Origin of the sequence: Streptomyces caelestis, from assembly GCF_014205255.1 — a bacterium.
Taxonomy (GTDB): domain Bacteria; phylum Actinomycetota; class Actinomycetes; order Streptomycetales; family Streptomycetaceae; genus Streptomyces; species Streptomyces caelestis.
Map to the genome: position 1 here is coordinate 1,687,614 of NZ_JACHNE010000001.1, position 17,495 is coordinate 1,705,108.

The following is a 17,495-nucleotide window of genomic DNA, read 5'->3' on the forward strand; positions in this document are numbered from 1 at the left end:
CGCCACCGTCCCGAGCCGCCGTTTCCTCACCGGACGCAGCAGAGCCACGGACACCGGAACGCGCCCGGTCGTTTGAAACCGACGGGGTGTCACCCGTGGCCGCGTCGGAAGATGCCGCCCGGGCGTCGTCGGGTGAGGCCGGCGGGTGCGAAGGGCGTGGTGGGGTGCTGGGACGTGGGGGGAAAGAGGCACGTCGTGCTTCCGTGCTCATGCACCCCCCGTTTCCTCGTACCCGGGCCGCTGCGTACCGCGCGGGCCGTGTCGTCCTGCCCGAGGCCCGGCACTGAGTCGTCCCGGGCACACATACCCGTACGGATGGAGCGTCATCCCAGCGCGGAAATCCGGCCGGCGCCGCTCCGCCGTACGTGCGCGTCACTCTACGGCTTGTTCCTGAGCGAACGGGAACCAGTCCACGAGCTCGGGGCATCTGCCCGGAACGTCCCCCTACCCTGCGGTAATCCTGTCTGGCAGGCTGCGTTCATGACTGCGCGCGCCTCCGACCGGGCCCGTTACGACCGGGCCACCGCCCATCTCGACGCCCCTCTCGCGATCGTGGACCTGGACGCCTTCGACGCCAACGCCGCCGATCTTGTCCGTCGCGCCGGGGGCAAGCCCGTCCGGGTCGCCAGCAAGTCCGTGCGGTGCCGGGCGCTGCTGGAACGCGTCCTGGCCCGGGACGGTTTCGCGGGGGTCATGTCGTTCACCCTCGCCGAGTCGCTGTGGCTGGCCCGGTCCGGGTTCGACGACGTGCTGCTCGCCTACCCGTCCGCCGACCGGACCGCGTACGCCGAACTCGCCGGTGATCCCAAGCTCGCCGCCGCCGTGACCGTGATGGTCGACGACGTCGCCCAGCTCGACCTGATCGACGCCTCGCGGGGCGGCGGGCGTGAAGTCGTGCGCGTCTGCCTGGAGTTGGACACCTCCCTGAAGCTGCTCGGCGGGCGCGTGCGGATCGGGGCCCGGCGTTCGCCGCTGCACTCCCCCGCCCAGGTCGCCGACGTGGCCCGGGCCGTGGCCCGGCGGCCGGGCTTCGAGGTCGTGGGGATCATGGCGTACGAGGGGCATGTCGCCGGGGTCGGGGACGCGGTGGCGGGGCGGCCGCTGCGGTCCCGTGCCGTCCGGCTGATGCAGGCCGCCGCCAAGCGTGAACTCGCCGAGCGGCGTGCGGAGGTGGTGCGCGCGGTGCGGGCCGTCGTGCCGGGCCTTGAGTTCGTCAACGGCGGCGGCACCGGCTCGGTGCAGCACACGGCGGCCGAGGACGCGGTGACCGAGATCGGCGCCGGGTCGGGGCTGTACGTGCCGCGGCTGTTCGACAACTACACGTCGTTCAGCGGCCGTCCGGCGGCCCTCTTCGCGCAGCCCGTCGTACGGCGGCCGGGGGTGGGGGTGGTGACGGTCCTCGGTGGCGGGTATCCCGCCTCCGGCGCGGCCGGGGCCGACCGGTCACCCGTGCCGTATCTGCCCGAGGGGCTGCGCTACGACCCTCAGGAGGGGGCCGGTGAGGTGCAGACGCCGCTGCTCGGCTCGCCCGCCGACGACCTGCTGATCGGCGACAAGGTGTGGTTCCGGCACGCGAAGGCCGGTGAGCTGTGCGAGCGGTTCGACGTGCTGCATCTGGTCGAGGGCGACGCGGTGACGGCGACCGTGCCGACGTACCGCGGCGAGGGTCACACGTTCCTGTAGCCGTCCCACGGCCGGTACCGGCCGGCCGCGTTCAGTCCGGCGGACCGATGCTGCTGCCCACGCCGCCGCCCGTGTCCGCGTCGCCGAACGGCCGGATGCCCTTGGTGATGCGGTCCATGTCGGCGAGCGGCGGTCCGTCCTCGCCGGCGTCGAAGACGTAGCGGACGAGGACGGGCGACTCGGTGCCGACGCTGGAGGGGAAGACGAGGGACTGGACGTAGCCGCCCGGACCCTCGGCGGTCCGCACGCGCCAGCGCACGAGGTACCCGGCGCGGCCGGCCACCGCGACCGGCCCGGATCTGACGAGCTGGTGCGACTCGATGCCCCCGTAGAGCTCGCGGCCGAGTTTGTCGCGGTCGTAGGCCTCGTCGGCCGCGTCCTTGATGTCCGCCTTGGCGAGGGCCTCGGGGGACTTCTCCTCGTTCGCGGTCACCGTGCGGGAGAAGACGAGGCCGTGGCGGCAGAGGCCGACCCCGCCGGGGCAGTCGTAGGTGCCGTCGGTCGTCATGACGACGTCGTCCTGGGCCACGTGCTGGGGCCGGACCCAGCCGTCGAGCAGCGGGAACGTGACGCCGTTGAGCTGGTCCTCGACGACGGCCGGGTCGTCGGCGGACGGCTCGGACGTGGACGTCTCGGGTGTCGGCTCCGGCGGGCCGGTCGTGGCCGGGGGCGTGGACGTCGGGGCCGTCCTCGTCTCCGCGCCGTCGCCGTCGTCGCCGCTCAGCACGACGGCTCCGGTGACGATGGCCGCGACGAGGACGGCTCCGGCTGCGATGAGGGCGACCGCCTTCGCGCGCCCGGTGCCGCCGCCCGGGGGCGGGGGCACCGGGCCCGTGGGTGCCTCGGGGGCACGGCGGTGCTCGGTCCAGGCCGTGCCGTCCCACCAGCGCTGCAGGTGCGGTGCGTGCGGGTCCGGGTACCAGCCGGGCGGGGGCGTCATGCTCATCCCGGCACTGTAGGCCGCGACCCGGGCCGCGCGGACACGCCTTACAGGGGTGTGACGTACGCCCCCGCGATCCCGCCGTCGACCAGGAAGTCGGTGGCGTTCACGAAGGAGGAGTCGTCGCTGGCGAGGAAGGCCACGGCGGCGGCGATCTCCTCGGCCTCGGCGAACCGGCCCAGCGGGATGTGCACCAGGCGGCGGGCGGCGCGCTCCGGGTCCTTGGCGAACAGCTCCTGCAGGAGCGGGGTGTTGACCGGCCCGGGGCACAGGGCGTTGACCCGGATGCCCTCCCGGGCGAACTGCACGCCCAGCTCACGGGACATGGCGAGGACGCCGCCCTTGGAGGCCGTGTACGAGATCTGGCTGGTGGCCGCGCCCATCCTCGCCACGAAGGACGCCGTGTTGATGATCGAGCCCTTGCCCTGGCGCCGCATGTACGGGATGGCGGCCTTGCAGCAGAGGTAGACGGAGGTGAGGTTGACCTCCTGGACGCGCTTCCAGGCCTCCAGGCCGGTCTCCAGGATGGAGTCGTCGTCGGGCGGGGAGATGCCGGCGTTGTTGAAGGCGATGTCGACGCTGCCGTAGGTGTCGTGGGCCGTCCTGAAGAGGGCCTCCACCTGCTCGGGGTCGGTGACGTCCACCTTCACGAAGATGCCGCCGGTCTCCTCGGCGGCCGCCTTGCCGCGGACCTCGTCGACGTCGCCGCAGACGACGTGCGCGCCCTCGGAGGCGAGGCGGCGGGCGGCGGCGAGACCGATGCCGCTGCCGGCTCCGGTGACGACGGCGCTGCGGCCGACCAGCCGGCGGCAGATGGTGTCCTGAGCAGTCACTGTGCGGAGCCCTCCGTGCTGATGAAGACGTTCTTGGTTTCGGTGAAGGCGGCCAGGGCGTCGGGGCCGAGCTCGCGGCCGACGCCCGACTGCTTGTAGCCGCCGAAGGGGGTCCAGTAGCGGACGCTGGCGTGGGAGTTGACGGACAGGTTGCCGGCGCGGACGGCCTGGGAGACACGCAGGGCACGGCCGACGTCCCGGGTCCAGATGGAGCCGGAGAGGCCGTACGGGGTGTCGTTGGCGAGCCGGATCGCGTCGGCCTCGTCGGTGAAGGGCAGCAGGACGGCGACCGGGCCGAAGATCTCCTCGCAGGCCGCCGCCGAGTCGGGCCGCTCGCCGGTGAGCACGGTCGGCGGGAACCAGAAACCGGGCCCTTCGGGTGCGCTGCCGCGCAGGGCCGGGGCGTCGTCGGGCACGAAGCCCTTGACGCGGTCGAGCTGCTGGCGGGAGATGAGCGGGCCCATCTGGGTCTTCTCGTCGGCCGGGTCGCCCACCACCACGGCGGCCAGCGTCTCGGCGAGCAGCTCGCGGACCTCGTCGTACACCGTCTCCTGGACCAGGATGCGGGTGCGGGCGCAGCAGTCCTGGCCGGAGTTGTCCAGGAAGGAGAAGGGGTCGACGGCGGCCTTCAGGTCCGAGTCGGCGAAGACGATGTTCGGGCTCTTGCCGCCGAGTTCGAGGGTGACCGGCTTGATCTGCTCCGCGCCGAGGGCCATGACGCGCTTCCCGGTTCGCGTGGAGCCGGTGAAGACGATCTTGGCGACGCCGGGGTGGCGTACGAGCGCGTCGCCGGTGATGTCGCCGTGTCCGGGCAGGACCTGGAAGAGGTGCTCCGGGAGCCCGGCCTCCAGGGCGAGTTCGGCGAGGCGCAGCGCGGTGAGCGGGGTGGTCTCGGCGGGCTTGAGGATGACCGCGTTGCCGGCCGCGAGGGCGGGGGCGGTGCCCCAGGCGGCGATCGGCATGGGGAAGTTCCAGGGCGCGATCACGCCGACGACGCCGAGCGGTTCGAGGATCGTGACGTCGAGGCCGCCGGGCACCGGGATCTGCCGGCCGGTGAGCCGTTCCACTCCCCCGGCCGCGTAGTCCAGCAGGTCCCGGACGTTGCCCGCTTCCCAGCGGGCGTTGCCGATGGTGTGTCCGGCCTCGCGGACCTCCAGGCGGGCCAGTTCCTCAAGGTGCTCGTCGACGGTGGCCGCGAAGCGGCGCAGCAGCCGGGCGCGGTCGCCCGGGGCGAGGGCGGCCCAGGCGGTCTGTGCCCGGGCGGCGCGGGCGACGGCCGCGTCGACGTCGGCGGGGGTGGCGGCCGGGACGGTGGCGACGACTTCCTCGGTCGCCGGATTCAGTACGTCCAGTGCGTGCTCGGAAGACAAGAAGGGCCTCACATGCGTTCGAAGGAGCGGCGCAGCTCCCAGTCGGTCACCGCGGCGTCGAAGGCGTCCAGTTCGACGCGCGCCATGTTGCGGTAGTGCGCGACGACCTCGTCCCCGAAGGCGGCCTTGGCCACAGGGCTGTTCTCCCAGAGCTCGGCGGCCTCGCGCAGGGTGGTGGGGACGTGGGCGAAGTCGCCGGCGTAGGCGTTGCCGGGGCAGGGCTCGGGCAGCTCCAGCTTGTGCTCGACGCCGTACAGCCCGGCCGCGACCAGCCCGGCCACGGCGAGGTAGGGGTTGACGTCGCCGCCGGGCAGCCGGTTCTCGAAGCGCATCGAGCGGCCGTGGCCGACCACGCGCAGCGCGCAGGTGCGGTTGTCGTATCCCCAGGCGACGGCGGTCGGGGCGAAGGAGCCGGGCTGGAACCGCTTGTAGGAGTTGATGTTGGGGGCGTAGAGGAGGGAGAAGTCGCGCAGCGCGGCGAGCTGGCCGGCGAGGAAGTGGCGCATGACGTCCGACATGCCGTCTTCGCCGTCCCCTGCCATGGCGTTGTTGCCGTCCGCGTCGGCGAGCGAGAGGTGGATGTGGCAGGAGTTGCCTTCGCGCTCGTTGTACTTGGCCATGAAGGTGATCGAGACGCCCTCCTGGGAGGCGATCTCCTTGGCGCCGGTCTTGTAGACGGCGTGCTGGTCGCAGGTGACCAGGGCCTCGTCGTAGCGGAAGACGATCTCGTGCTGGCCGGGGTTGCACTCGCCCTTGGCGGACTCGACGGTGAGGCCTGCCGCGGCCATCTCGTTGCGGATGCGGCGCAGCAGGGGCTCGATGCGGCCGGTGCCGAGGACCGAGTAGTCGATGTTGTACTGGTTGGCCGGGGTCAGGCCTCTGTAGCCCGCGTCCCAGGCCTGTTCGTAGGTGTCCTTGAAGACGATGAACTCCAGCTCGGTGCCGACCTGGGCGGTGTAGCCGAGTTCGGCGAGGCGCTCCAGCTGGCGGCGCAGGATCTGGCGGGGGGCGGCGACCACGGGCGAGCCGTCGTTCCAGGCGAGGTCGGCGTGGAGCATGGCCGTGCCCTCGTTCCACGGGACGCGGCGCAGGGTGGCCAGGTCCGGGTGCATGGCGAAGTCGCCGTAGCCACGGTCCCAGGAGGACATCGCGTAGCCGTCGACGGTGTTCATCTCGGTGTCGACGGCGAGCAGGTAGTTGCACCCTTCGGTGCCGTGCTTGAGGACCTCGTCCAGGAAGAAGCGCGCGGCGAACCGCTTGCCCTGGAGCCGCCCTTGCATGTCGGGGAAGGCCAGGACGACAGTGTCGATCTCACCGCCCGCGACGAGGGCGTGCAGCTCCTCGACGCTCAGCGGGGGTGTGCGGTCTGCCACGGGAGGGCCTCCTTGGCTCTGGTTCCGCCGGAAGCCATAAGGTATTCCTGAGAACCATTGCTTGGGAAGGGGGTACGGCCACATGCCGGAGGAAGCTGGCGGCGGGACGCGGGACGGGCTGACGCCGGTACTGCGGCCGGTGCGCGCGGGCAACGGTTTCGAGGAGGCACTGGAGCAGATCCTCCAGGTCGTACGGCTGGGGCTGGTGCCGGGGGGCGAGCGGCTGCCCGCCGAGCGGGAGCTGGCGGAGCGGCTGGGGATCAGCCGGGTGACGCTGCGCGAGGTGCTGAAGGTCCTCCAGGACCAGGGTCTGGTGGAGTCGCGGCGGGGCCGCTACGGCGGCACGTTCGTGCTGCCGCGTCACGACGCCGGCGGCGAGGACGAGCTGCGGCGCCGGATCGCCGAGGTCGACATAGAGGACATGCTGCGCTTCCGGGAGGTGCTGGAGGTGGGCGCGGCGGGGCTGTGTGCCACGCACGGCCTGTCGGACGAGCAGGAGGCGCGGCTGCGTCAGGCGCTGTCCCGCACGCATGACGCGCCGCTGGGCGACTACCGGCGGCAGGACACCCTGCTCCATCTCACGCTGGCCGAGCTGTGCGGCTCGCCGACGCTGACCGCGCAGTACGCGGCGGTACGGGCCACGGTGAACGACCTGCTCGACTGCATCCCGCTGCTCGTGCGCAACCTGGAGCACTCGCAGCGGCAGCACACCGCCCTGGTGGAGGCGGTGCTGGACCGGGACGCGGACGGGGCACGGGAGATGATGCGGGAGCACTGCGCGGGGACGGCGGCGCTGCTGCGCGGCTTCCTGGGCTGAGCCGGGACGGGTCCCGGCGTTGCGAGGATTTACCGGTGATTAACGCAGGGGTATTGCCTTCCTGCAGCGGACACGGCAAAGGTATGCATCCATTCCATTGAGTCGAACCCTCTCGACCCCGTGTCCGCCTCCCGTGGGAGTCTGCCCATGTCCCAGGAATCCACCAGCACACCCGCCGCCGTACAGGCGGACGACTATCTGGAACGCAGGGCGCTCCGCCGAGGCAGCGCCGGCTGGGTGCTGCTCACCGGACTCGGCGTCGCCTACGTCGTCTCCGGCGACTACTCGGGCTGGAACTTCGGCCTGGCCGAGGGCGGCTTCGGCGGCCTGGCGATCGCCATGGTGCTCATGGGCGCGATGTACGCGTGCATGGTCTTCGCCCTCGCCGAGCTGTCCTCGATCCTGCCGACGGCGGGCGGCGGCTACGGCTTCGCCCGGCGGGCGCTCGGCCCGTGGGGCGGCTTCCTGACCGGTACGGCGATCCTCATCGAGTACGTCCTCGCGCCCGCCGCCATCGTCATCTTCATCGGCGACTACGTCGCATCGCTGGGCCTGTTCGGCCTGGAGTCCGGCTGGCCGGTGTACCTGGTCTGCTTCGCGATCTTCCTCGGTATCCACCTCTGGGGCGTGGGCGAGGCGCTGCGCTTCAGCTTCGTCGTCACGGGCATCGCGGTGGTCGCCCTGGTGGTGTTCGCCCTGGCGGCACTGCCCGAGTTCTCCTTCGCCTCACTGGACGACATCCCGGTCGACTCCTCCGCCGCGGGGTCGAACTCCTGGCTCCCGTTCGGCCTGCTCGGCATCTGGGCGGCGTTCCCGTTCGGCATGTGGTTCTTCCTGGGCGTCGAGGGCGTGCCGCTGGCCGCCGAGGAGACGAGGGACCCGGCCCGTACGCTGCCGAAGGCGATCCGCTGGTCGATGGGCATCCTGGTGGTACTGGCGGTGGTGACCTTCGTCGCGGCGGCGGGAGCACGCGGTTCCGCGGCGATCCAGGAGGCGGGCAACCCACTCGTCGAGGCGCTCCAGCCGGACGGCGAGGCGACGACCCTGAGCCGGATCGTGAACTACGCCGGTCTGGCCGGCCTGGTGGCGTCGTTCTTCTCCCTGATCTACGCGGGCTCGCGCCAGCTGTTCGCCCTGTCCCGCGCGGGCTACCTGCCCCGCTTCCTGTCCCTCACCAGCCGCCGCAAGGCGCCCTACCTGGGCCTGCTGGTGCCCGGCACGATCGGCTTCCTGCTGGCGGCGGTGTCCGGCAACGGCGCCCGGATGCTGAACATCGCGGTCTTCGGCGCGACCATCTCCTACGCGCTGATGTCCCTGTCGCACATCGTGCTGCGCCGCCGCGAGCCGGAGCTGCCTCGGCCGTACCGTACGCCGGGCGGGGTGCTGACCTCCTCCGTCGCCCTCGTGCTGGCCTGTGCGGCGCTGGTGGCGACGTTCCTGGTGGATGTGACGGCGGCGTTCATCGCGCTCGCGGTGTACGTCGTGGCCCTCGCGTACTTCGGGCTGTACAGCCGGAAGCGGCTGGTGGCGAAGGCGCCGGAGGAGGAGTTCGCCGCGCTGGCCGCGGCCGAGGCAGAGTTGACACGGGACTGAGACGTCGACTGTTGAGGGAGTTCTGGTGGCCAGGCCGTTGATCGGTGTCAGCACCTATCTGGAGTCCGGTGCGCGCTGGGGGGTGTGGGAACTGGAGGCCGCGCTGCTGCCGGTCGGCTACCCCCGGCTCGTGCAGCGGGCGGGCGGCCTGGCCGCGATGCTCCCGCCGGACGACCCCGCGCAGGCGGCCGCGGCCGTGGCCCGGCTGGACGGGCTGGTGATCGCGGGCGGGCCGGATGTCGAGCCCGTACGGTACGGCGCCGAGCCGCACCCCCGCACCGGGCCGTCGGCGCGGGAGCGGGACGCGTGGGAGCTGGCCCTGGTCGACGCGGCGCTGGCGGCGGGTGTGCCGTTGCTGGGTATCTGCCGGGGCATGCAGCTGCTGAACGTCGCCCTGGGCGGGACGCTGGTGCAGCACCTCGACGGGCATGCGGAGGTCGTGGGCGTCTTCGGCAACCATGCCGTCAAGCCGGTGCCGGGGAGTCTGTACGCGGGTGTCGTGCCGGAGGAGACGTCGGTGCCGTCGTACCACCACCAGGCCGTGGACCGCCTGGGCGAGGGGCTCGTCCCGTCGGCGTACGCGGATGACGGCACGGTCGAGGCGCTGGAACTGCCGTCCGGTGAGGGCTGGGTGCTGGGCGTGCAGTGGCATCCGGAGATGGGGGACGACGTGCGGGTGATGCGGGCGCTGGTGGAGGCGGCAGCGAGCGCCTGAGCCCGCGGGGCTGCTCCCACCCGAAGTCGGCACCGACCGCAGGCTGAGTACGGGAACTCATGTGCGCCGGAATCCGGGCTGGCAGGCTCCGGGCATGACGAGTGGCAGAAGAGCGCTGACGGCTCTGCATCTCCTCCTGGTCTGGGCGGCGATGGCGGCCACGGTGCCGATGCTCGGCTTCGGATTGCTGATGACGGCCTGGGGCGGCGGGACAGGTGCGGCGGCGGTGGCCTTCATGTTGGGGGCGCCGCTGACAGTGGGCCTGCTGGCCGCGGCGGGCATACCGGCGAGCACTGTGGTGCCGCTGTGCGGCTCCGTGTCCCGGCGGCTCGGCTGGGCGGTCCTGGTCTTCGTCCTCGGCACGCTCGGCGTCGTGGCGGGCCTGGTCGCCTACGGCGAGGACGTCGACCTGGGGAGCGCCGGCATGCGGATCGCGCTGACGGGGACGCCGTACGCCGTGGCCGCGGCGTTCTTCGTGCCGAGCCGGTGGGTGCGGCTGGGGGCGGTGGCCGCGCTGGCGGCCGGCGTGGTCTACGGGGGCTTCGTCGGCCCGGCACAGGCGCAGGAGCGCCGGCACGCGGCGGAGGTCGCGCGGTACCGGGAGAATCCGGAGCTGCTGCATCTGGGCACCGCCCCGCCTGGAATGCGGGTTTCCCGTGCCGTGGTCGGGCTCGCCTCCTTCAGCGTCGAATACCGCTCTGTCCGGCAGGACGAGAACGCGTACGTGAGCCTGTTGGTGCGCCGGCCGCTCACGCCGACACCACGATGCCCTGAGCTCGTGGAGAAGGACATGACCTGCACCGTGGACGCGCACGGCGAGATGCGTATGGTCCGCGCCTTCCCCGGCGGCATCCGCGACATCACCCTCGCCCGCCGCCACGGCACCGCGGAGGTCACGGTCTCCAGCCAGTACCTCGACGAACCCGTCCTGCGCCGGCTCCTGAACACGCTGCACCCGCTGTCGGACACGGAGCTGGAAAGGCTGATGCGGGAGAAGATGATCGCCGAGAGCTTCTGAGTGAACCTGAACTCGTCGATCAGGGCCGGTCTTCGTGATGGTGCCGCGCCGAAGTCGAGTCGCGGCACGTTGCGCACGGGTCGTGGTCATCGACGCACTCGTCGGGTGGCTCAGCCGGTCCGCACGGCTGTGGCAGTGCTCCCATGGCGCCGCCGCCAGTTGTCGGCCGGTGCGCCGATGCCGGCCTCCTGTGCCGCCCGGCTACCCCCGCGTCAGCGACAGCAGATCCCGCGCCGGCCCCGTGGGGCGATGACCCGTCGGCCACACGGCTCGAAGGTCACGCGCCAGGGAGACCCCCTCCACCGGCACCCGGACCAGCCGGCGCATCGCCAGTTCCTCCCCCACCGCCAGTTCGCTCAGCACCGCCGGCCCCGCCCCGCTCACCGCCGCCGCCTTGACCGCCGTGGTGGACGACAGCTCGATCAGCGGCCGGGCCAGCCCGCCCAGCGCCGCGTCCAGGACCTGCCGGGTGCCGGAGCCCTTCTCCCGGAGGATGAGGGGCGTCGACGCCAGTTCCCCGGCCGCCAGGGGCCGTCGCCTGCGGGCCCAGGGGTGCGCGGGGGCCGTGACCACTATCAGCCGGTCGTGGGCGATCACCACGGAGTCCAGCCCCGTCGGGACCGTCAGCCCCTCGACGAACCCCACATCCGCCTCGTCCGACAGCAGCCGCTCCGCGACCACCGTCGAGTTCCCGGCGTGCAGGGACACCGCCGTGTCGGGCCGCTGGGCGCGCAGCGCGAGCAGCCAGCCCGGCAGCAGATACTCGGCGATCGTCATGCTCGCCGCCACCCGCAACCGGGAGTCGCGGCGATCGCGCAGCGCCTGCGCCCCCACGTCGAACGCCTCCGCCGCCTCGACGATCCGCCGCGCCCAGTCCGTCACCAGCGCACCGGCGTCCGTGAGCCGGGACCCGCGCGGTGAGCGGTCGACCAGCGCCACGCCGAGCTGCCGCTCCATCGAACGGATCCGGCTGCTGGCCGCGGGCTGGGTGATGCCGAGTTCCCGCGCCGCCCGGCCGAGGCTGCCGAGCCGCGCCACCGCCAGCAGCAACTCCAGAGCGCCCAGATCCGGCACCCGGTGCGCCAGGGACCCGCCGACCGGGACCTCACCCTGCTCTTCCGTCCTGCTCATAAATCCAGCTTATGTCGCCAGAGGGGCACACTCCCTGGTGGTGGGGTGCCCGCCGCCCGAGCGTGGAGTCATGGTCACCGCAGCCCAGCCCCTTTCGTGCGCAGTCTCCGTCCGTCACCTCGGGCCCAACCGGTACGCCACCGTCATGGGCACCACCGTCGTCGCCACCGCCGGGACCGCCCTGTCTCCGCACGTCCCCGGGCTGCGCGGCACGCTGGCCGGGGTCTGGGTGCTCTCGCTGGTCCTGCTCGTCACTGGTGCTCGGGCCGCTCGGGCACTCCACGACCGCCGCCGGCGCGTTCGCGGACGTCGCCCCGGGGGTCGTGCCGGCGCCGTACAGCCAGGGTTTCGGTGTCCTCGCCGTGCTCTACGGCGTGCCCGTGATGGGGTTTCGCGCTGCTGTGGTTCTGCCTCGCCACCGCCCATGTGCTGCGCGCCCGGCGGCACGGGATGCGGTTCTCGATGACCTGGTGGGCGTTCACCTTCCCGGTCGGCACCTGCGTCACGGGCGCCGAGGCGCTGGGCCGGCACACCGGGCTCGTGGCCTACGCGGGGCCGGCGATGGTGCTGTACGCGGTGCTGGTCGCCGCGTGGGCCGCCGCCGCGGGCACCGTACGCGGGCTGCTCAGGGGCGAGCTGCTCGCAGGGCCCGGCCCAGTACCCGTGGCGCCTCGGCCAGCGACGGCCCGTACCACGTCAGGTGCCGTCCGCTGACGAGTGCGCAGGGCAGGCCCGGGAAGGCCTCGGGGCCGTCGTCGGCGGTGAAGCGGTACGGCTCGTCCGGGAGGACCACCACGTCCGGTGCGCAGGCGTGGAGGTCCCCGAGAGGGATGCGGGGGTAGCGGTCGGGGTGCGTCGCGTGGAAGTGGTCGACGCCGAGGCGGGCGAGGACGTCGCCCGCGAAGGTCTCGCGGCCCAGGACCATCCACGGGCGGCGCCAGATCGGTACGACCGCCGTCAGACGGGTCGCGGGCGGCGGCAGGGACGACCAGGTCTCCTCCGCCTCGTCGAGCCAGCGCGGGCGGCCCGTCACCTCGCAGGCGTCGAGGACGCGTGCCAGTTCGCGGAAGGCCTGCGGCACGTCGCGGATCTCCGTCACCAGGACCTCGACGCCCGCCGCGCGCAGGGCCGCGAGGTCGGGTTCGCGGTTCTCCTCCTCGTTGGCGATCACCAGGTCGGGAGCGAGGGCGACGATCCGGTCGGTCTTCGGGTTCTTCGTGCCGCCCACGCGTACGACGTCGAGGCCGGGCGGATGCGTGCACCAGTCGGTGGCGCCGACCAGGGCGCCGGGCGCCGACCGGGCGACGGCCTCGGTCAGCGACGGGACCAGCGAGACGACCCTCACCGGCGCGGCCGGTCCCGGACGGCCTCGATGTGCTCCGCCACGGCGACGACGATCACCCGGGTGTCGGACTCCGCCGCCCGCCAGCGGTGCCGCACACCGCCGGTGAGGTACAGCGTGTCGCCGCGGCCGAGCCGGTAGGCGCGGCCCTCCGCCTCGATCTCCACCGCACCGTCGGCGACGTACATCAACTGGTCGTTGCGGTACTGGAACTCACGCCCGGCGTCGTGTTCGCCGGTGAACTCGGAGGCGTGCATCTGGTGGTGGCCGCGCACCAGGGACCGGGCCCTGGGCTGGGGCAGCGGTTCGGTGTCGTCGGCGCGGACGACGTCCACACTGCACGCCGGGTCGGCCGCGGCCAGGAGTTCGACCGCGGTGGTGCGCAGGGCGTCGGCGACCTTCTCCAGGGAGCTTGTGCTGGGCCGCGCCCGGTCGTTCTCGACCTGGCTGAGGAACGGGACCGACAGACCGCTGCGCTCGGCCACGACGGCGAGGGTGAGCTCCAGCGCGCGGCGCCGCCGACGCACGGCCGCGCCCACCCGAAGGGGCTGTTCTTTGTGGTCGCCCATCGCTCCGGCTCCCTCCTTCACCCGTCGATCCGCTCCTCGTACGCCGGACTCCCGCCGCACTGCTTCTGTTGAGTTGTCTGCACCCTACGCATGTTCGGCAAACCGTTGCATACGCCCGTCACATCGAGGTCGTACAAGGCGGTGCGCGACCCCACGGTTCGCGCCAGGGGATCCGGATTCCTCCTCCGGGGGGAACAGGGAGGGAGAAGGGGTTCGGGGGTGGTGTCGCGCTCCGTGGTTGTCCGGATCCTGCTGCGGGCACGAGTGCGGGGCGGGACGCGGCGTGTCGCGTCCCGCCCCGCACCGGGTCCCACTACGGCGTCATGCGCTCCGCCATGCCGGGGTGCTGCTTCAGCCACGCGGCGACGGCCTCTTCCTCATGGCCCTGGCCGCGGTTCTTGATCTCGCTCTCCAGGCTGCCGAGCTCGTCCTCGCTCATCTTGAAGTTCTTGATCCACTTCGTGAGCTGCGGGTACTGCTCGGGGAACTTCTCGCCTGAGATGGTGCGGATCGTGTTGCCCTCGCCGAAGGCCTTCTTGGGGTCCTTCAGCTTGGTCAGCTCATAGTCGCTGTACGCCCAGTGCGGCGACCAGAGGGTGACGGCGATCGGTTCCTTCTTGGCGTAGGCGCGCTTCAGCTCGGCCAGCATGGCCGGGGTGGAGCCGTCGACGACCTCGTACTCCTTGTCGAGGCCGTAGCCGGGCAGGACCTTGTTCTTCAGCAGGTCCATCTCGCCGGTGCCGGGCTCGATGCCGATGATCTTCCCGTCGAAGGTGCCGGCCTTGCCCTTGAGGTCCGCCAGGGAGTCGACGCCCTTGACGTAGGACGGCACGGCGATCTCCAGGGAGGTCGGTTCGTACCAGGTGCCGAGGTCCCTGAGCCGGTCCTTGTTCTTGTCCCAGTAGTTCTTCTGGGCGTAGGGCAGCCAGGCGTCGAAGTTGAGGTCCAGATCGCCCGAGGCCAGACCGGTGTAGACGGGGCCGACGTCCATCTGCTTCAGGTTCATCGTGTAGCCGCGCCGTTCGAGGACGTTCTTCCACAGGTACGTGACGGCGATGTCCTCGTCCCAGGGGAACCACGCCACGTCCAGCGGCCGCTTCGCCTCGGCGGGCGTGCCGCCGCCGGCGCCCTTGACCGGGGCGAGCTTGTCGGCGTAGCCGGGGTGCTGCTTCAGCCAGGCGCGGACGGCCTGCTGCTGGTTGCCCTTGCCGGCCTTGTTGATCTCGGCTTCGAGGCTGGTGAGCTCCTTCTCGCTCATCTTGAAATTCTTCAGCCAGCCGGCGACCGTGGGGTCGTCGTCCGCGAAGCCCTTGCGGGCCAGCGTGTGCACGCCGTCGCCCGCGCCCCAGGCACCCTTGGGGTCCGTGAGCTTCTTCAGGTCGTAGTCGTTGTACGCCCAGTGCGGCGACCAGAGCGTGACGACGATCGGTTCCTTCTTGGCGTATGCGCGCTTCAGCTCGGCCAGCATGGCGGGCGTGGAGCTGTCGACGACCTTGTACTCCTTGTCCAGGCCGTACTCCTTGAGGACCTTGCTCTTGAGCAGGGCCATCTCGCCGGCGCTGGACTCGATGCCGGTGATCTTGCCGCCGAACTCGGACGCCTTGCCCTTGAGGTCCGCCAGGGAGTCGATGCCCTTCATGTAGGAGGGCACGGAGAGCTCCAGGGACGTCTTGCCGTACCAGGCGCCCAGGTCGTCGAGCTGCTTGCCGTACTTCTTCCAGTACTGGGCGTGGGTCGTGGGCAGCCAGGCGTCCGTCTGGAAGTCGACGTCGCCCTGGGCGAGGGAGGTGTAGAGCGGTCCGGCGTCGAGCTGCTTGGCCTCGACCTGGTAGCCGCGCTGCTCCAGGACCTCCTTCCAGAGGAAGGTGGAGGCGACGCCCTCGTCCCAGGGGATGTAGCCGATGCTGATCTTCTTGCCCTGGCCGACGTTGTCGCTGCCGGACGCGGCGGTCGAGGTGGTGCCGCCGCCGAAGACCCCCATGCCGCCCGAGACGAGGGCGAGGACGACGACGCCGATCACGGCGACGGCCGGGCGGGGCCGGTACGACCAGATCTTCAGCCCCTGGGCGGCGCGCAGCCTGGCGGCGGCGCGGCGGCCGAGCGGGGAGACCTGGGTGCCCAGCGCGCTGGTCATGCGGTCGAGGTAGATCGCGAGGATCACGATGCCGACGCCGGCCTCGGCGCCCAGGCCGACGTTGAGCTGGCCGATGGCCTGGTTGACGTCGCCGCCGAGGCCGCCGGTGCCGACCATGCCGGCGATGGCGGCCATGGACAGGCCGAGCATGATGACCTGGTTGACGCCCGCCATGACCGTGGGCAGCGCGAGGGGGAGCTGGACGCGCAGCAGGATGTTGCGGGGTGCGGTGCCGAACGCGTCGGCGGCCTCGACCAGTTCCCTGTCGACCTGGCGGATGCCGAGTTCGGTCATGCGCACGCCCGGGGCGAGCGCGAAGATCAGGGTGGCGACGATGCCCGCGGAGGCACCGGTGCCGAAGAAGAGGATCGCCGGGATCAGGTAGACCATCGCGGGCAGCGTCTGCATGAAGTCCAGGACGGGCCGGACCAGACCGCTGACGCGGTCCGAGCGGGCCGCCCAGATGCCGACCGGTAGGGAGATCACCAGCGCGATGACGGTCGCCACGAGGACGAGCGCCAGGGTGATCATCGCGTTCTCCCACAGGTCGAGGGAGTCGATGAACGCGAATCCCGCGAAGGCGAGGAAACCGGCGAGGGTGCCGCGCAGCCAGAAGGCGATCACGGCGAAGATGCCCGCGAGGAGCAGCGGTTCGGGGGCCTGGAGGACGGCGTTGATGCCGTCGTAGAGGCCGAGGAAGACGGTCTTGCAGAAGTCGAACAGCCACCCCATGTGGGTGGTGAGCCAGTCGACGGCGTCGTTGACCCAGGTGCCGAGCTGAATCCTAGGCACGGGCGGTCACCTTCTCTCCGCCCTTGTCCCGCGGGGAGTCGCAGGGCTGCGGGGTGCTGTCCGGCGCGTCACCGAGGAAGCCGACCAGGCGCTGCCGGGGGACGACGCCGATCAGCTTGTTGTCCTCGTCCACGACCGAGACGGGATGGGAGAGCCGGGCGCTGATCGCGCAGAGCTCCGTGAACGAGGTGCCGGTCGTGGCGGTCCGGCAGTGGCAGCCGGGGTCGTCGGCGGTGACCGAGGTGTCCATGAGCTCGCCCGCGGTCAGCACACGGGAGCGGTCGACGTCCTGGGTGAAGGAGGCGACGTAGTCGTTCGCCGGGCGCAGCAGGATGTCCTGCGCGGTGCCGTTCTGCACGATGCGGCCGTCGCGCATGACGGCGATGCGGTCGCCCAGGCGCATGGCCTCGTTCAGGTCGTGGGTGATGAAGACGATCGTCTTCTTCAGCTTCTGCTGGAGCTCCAGCAGCTGGTCCTGCATGTCGCGGCGGATCAGCGGGTCCAGGGCGCTGAAGGACTCGTCCATCAGCAGCAGCTCGGCGTCGGTGGCGAGCGCGCGGGCGAGACCGACGCGCTGCTGCATGCCGCCGGACAGCTCGTCGGGCCAGGACTTCTCCCAGCCGGCCAGGCCGCACAGGGCGAGCGCCTCGTCGGCGCGGCGTACGCGCTCGGCGCGGGGCACGCCCTGCACTTCCAGACCGTAGGCGGCGTTCTCGCGCACGCTGCGGTGCGGGAAGAGCGCGAAGTGCTGGAACACCATGCTGATCTTCTTGGAGCGGACCTCGCGCAGCTCACGGTCGCCGAGCGTGGTGAGGTCCTGGCCGTCGATGCGCACCTTTCCGGCGGTCGGCTCCAGGAGACCGTTCAGCATGCGCAGGAGGGTGGACTTGCCGGAGCCGGACAGGCCCATGACGACGAAGATCTGGCCGGGCTCGACGGTGAAGGACGCGTCGATCACGGCGGCGGTCACGCCCTCGGCGCGCAGTTCCTCCCGGTCCGCCCCGTCGCGGAGCCGCTCGACCGCCTGGTCCGGTCTCCGGCCGAACACTTTGTACAGGCTCTCTGCCTGAAGCCCTGCTGACACGTGCACCTCGATTTCCATGGCACCGGAACAGAGCGAGAGCAGGCGCTAACAGTTGAAATACGCAACCAGCCTCGCTGCGGGGCGGCGCCTCCCCCCGATCC

At 71.7% G+C, this 17,495-nt stretch carries 14 protein-coding genes and 1 pseudogene; 6 read left to right on the plus strand and 9 right to left on the minus strand.

Features of this window, described 5'->3' with window-relative positions:
* Positions 1 to 480 precede the first annotated feature (480 nt).
* Positions 481 to 1,683 (plus strand): amino acid deaminase/aldolase, encoded by a 1,203-nt coding sequence (locus HDA41_RS07625; protein ID WP_184981903.1) that lies wholly within the window; start codon positions 481 to 483, stop codon positions 1,681 to 1,683.
* A gap of 31 nt (positions 1,684 to 1,714) precedes the next feature.
* On the opposite strand, the gene HDA41_RS07630 is transcribed toward HDA41_RS07625, so the two are convergent.
* Genes HDA41_RS07630 through HDA41_RS07645 form a run of 4 tightly spaced genes read right to left on the minus strand, consistent with a single transcriptional unit; the run spans position 1,715 to position 6,199 of the window.
* Positions 1,715 to 2,623 (minus strand): DUF2510 domain-containing protein, encoded by a 909-nt coding sequence (locus tag HDA41_RS07630; RefSeq protein WP_184993236.1) that lies wholly within the window; start codon positions 2,621 to 2,623, stop codon positions 1,715 to 1,717.
* A gap of 47 nt (positions 2,624 to 2,670) precedes the next feature.
* Complete coding sequence (locus HDA41_RS07635; protein ID WP_184981905.1) at positions 2,671 to 3,456, minus strand: 3-oxoacyl-ACP reductase; 786 nt, start codon at positions 3,454 to 3,456, stop codon at positions 2,671 to 2,673.
* Positions 3,453 to 4,826, minus strand: coding sequence for an aldehyde dehydrogenase family protein (locus HDA41_RS07640; RefSeq protein ID WP_184981907.1), 1,374 nt, complete (start codon positions 4,824 to 4,826; stop codon positions 3,453 to 3,455). The genes HDA41_RS07635 and HDA41_RS07640 overlap by 4 nt, the downstream gene beginning before the upstream one ends.
* Positions 4,827 to 4,834: 8 nt before the next feature.
* Positions 4,835 to 6,199: a glutamine synthetase family protein gene (locus HDA41_RS07645; RefSeq protein WP_184981909.1), complete on the minus strand. Its 1,365-nt coding sequence runs from the start codon at positions 6,197 to 6,199 to the stop codon at positions 4,835 to 4,837.
* 82 nt (positions 6,200 to 6,281) lie between these two features.
* On the opposite strand from HDA41_RS07645, the gene HDA41_RS07650 reads away from it, so the two are divergent.
* The 4 genes from HDA41_RS07650 to HDA41_RS07665 all read left to right on the plus strand — a co-directional run bounded on the left by HDA41_RS07650 (position 6,282) and on the right by HDA41_RS07665 (position 10,342).
* Entirely contained in the window at positions 6,282 to 7,016 is a 735-nt protein-coding gene (locus HDA41_RS07650) for a FadR/GntR family transcriptional regulator (protein ID WP_184981911.1), read from the plus strand.
* Positions 7,017 to 7,163: 147 nt separating this feature from the next.
* A complete protein-coding gene (gene eat, locus HDA41_RS07655; protein ID WP_184981913.1) occupies positions 7,164 to 8,609 on the plus strand; it encodes an ethanolamine permease in 1,446 nt (481 codons plus the stop codon).
* Positions 8,610 to 8,631: 22 nt separating this feature from the next.
* Positions 8,632 to 9,324, plus strand: coding sequence for a gamma-glutamyl-gamma-aminobutyrate hydrolase family protein (locus HDA41_RS07660; RefSeq protein ID WP_184993238.1), 693 nt, complete (start codon positions 8,632 to 8,634; stop codon positions 9,322 to 9,324).
* Positions 9,325 to 9,418: 94 nt separating this feature from the next.
* Positions 9,419 to 10,342, plus strand: coding sequence for a hypothetical protein (locus HDA41_RS07665; RefSeq protein ID WP_184981915.1), 924 nt, complete (start codon positions 9,419 to 9,421; stop codon positions 10,340 to 10,342).
* A gap of 201 nt (positions 10,343 to 10,543) precedes the next feature.
* Here HDA41_RS07665 and HDA41_RS07670 read toward each other — a convergent pair whose 3' ends face one another.
* Positions 10,544 to 11,473 (minus strand): LysR family transcriptional regulator, encoded by a 930-nt coding sequence (locus HDA41_RS07670; RefSeq protein ID WP_184981917.1) that lies wholly within the window; start codon positions 11,471 to 11,473, stop codon positions 10,544 to 10,546.
* 254 nt (positions 11,474 to 11,727) lie between these two features.
* On the opposite strand from HDA41_RS07670, the pseudogene HDA41_RS07675 reads away from it, so the two are divergent.
* Positions 11,728 to 12,187: pseudogene (locus HDA41_RS07675) on the plus strand (SLAC1 family transporter); the annotation flags it as partial.
* Here HDA41_RS07675 and HDA41_RS07680 read toward each other — a convergent pair.
* The 4 genes from HDA41_RS07680 to HDA41_RS07695 form a co-directional block, all read right to left on the minus strand.
* Positions 12,099 to 12,818 carry a helical backbone metal receptor gene (locus HDA41_RS07680; protein ID WP_184981919.1) on the minus strand — a complete coding sequence of 240 codons (720 nt, stop codon included), beginning with the start codon at positions 12,816 to 12,818 and terminating at the stop codon, positions 12,099 to 12,101. The pseudogene HDA41_RS07675 and the gene HDA41_RS07680 overlap by 89 nt on opposite strands.
* A complete protein-coding gene (locus HDA41_RS07685) occupies positions 12,815 to 13,384 on the minus strand; it encodes a helix-turn-helix domain-containing protein (RefSeq protein ID WP_184981921.1) in 570 nt (189 codons plus the stop codon). Before HDA41_RS07685 ends, HDA41_RS07680 begins: the two co-directional genes overlap by 4 nt.
* A 313-nt stretch (positions 13,385 to 13,697) precedes the next feature.
* On the minus strand, positions 13,698 to 16,310 hold the full coding sequence (locus tag HDA41_RS07690) for an ABC transporter permease/substrate binding protein (protein ID WP_184981924.1): 2,613 nt from the start codon (positions 16,308 to 16,310) through the stop codon (positions 13,698 to 13,700).
* The gene (locus tag HDA41_RS07695) at positions 16,303 to 17,394 is read right to left on the minus strand and encodes a quaternary amine ABC transporter ATP-binding protein (RefSeq protein ID WP_184993240.1); all 1,092 of its coding nucleotides are present in this window, start codon (positions 17,392 to 17,394) and stop codon (positions 16,303 to 16,305) included. Before HDA41_RS07695 ends, HDA41_RS07690 begins: the two co-directional genes overlap by 8 nt.
* Between the last annotated feature and the right edge of the window lie 101 nt (positions 17,395 to 17,495).

Excerpts from the sequence above, each read along its gene's own strand:
- HDA41_RS07685 (WP_184981921.1), bottom strand. The coding sequence starts at position 13,384 with ATGGGCGACCACAAAGAACAGCCCCTTCGGGTGGGCGCGGCCGTGCGT.
- eat (WP_184981913.1), top strand. The coding sequence starts at position 7,164 with ATGTCCCAGGAATCCACCAGCACACCCGCCGCCGTACAGGCGGACGAC.
- HDA41_RS07665 (WP_184981915.1), top strand. The coding sequence starts at position 9,419 with ATGACGAGTGGCAGAAGAGCGCTGACGGCTCTGCATCTCCTCCTGGTC.
- HDA41_RS07670 (WP_184981917.1), bottom strand. The coding sequence starts at position 11,473 with ATGAGCAGGACGGAAGAGCAGGGTGAGGTCCCGGTCGGCGGGTCCCTG.
- HDA41_RS07650 (WP_184981911.1), top strand. The coding sequence starts at position 6,282 with ATGCCGGAGGAAGCTGGCGGCGGGACGCGGGACGGGCTGACGCCGGTA.
- HDA41_RS07630 (WP_184993236.1), bottom strand. The coding sequence starts at position 2,623 with ATGACGCCCCCGCCCGGCTGGTACCCGGACCCGCACGCACCGCACCTG.
- HDA41_RS07625 (WP_184981903.1), top strand. The coding sequence starts at position 481 with ATGACTGCGCGCGCCTCCGACCGGGCCCGTTACGACCGGGCCACCGCC.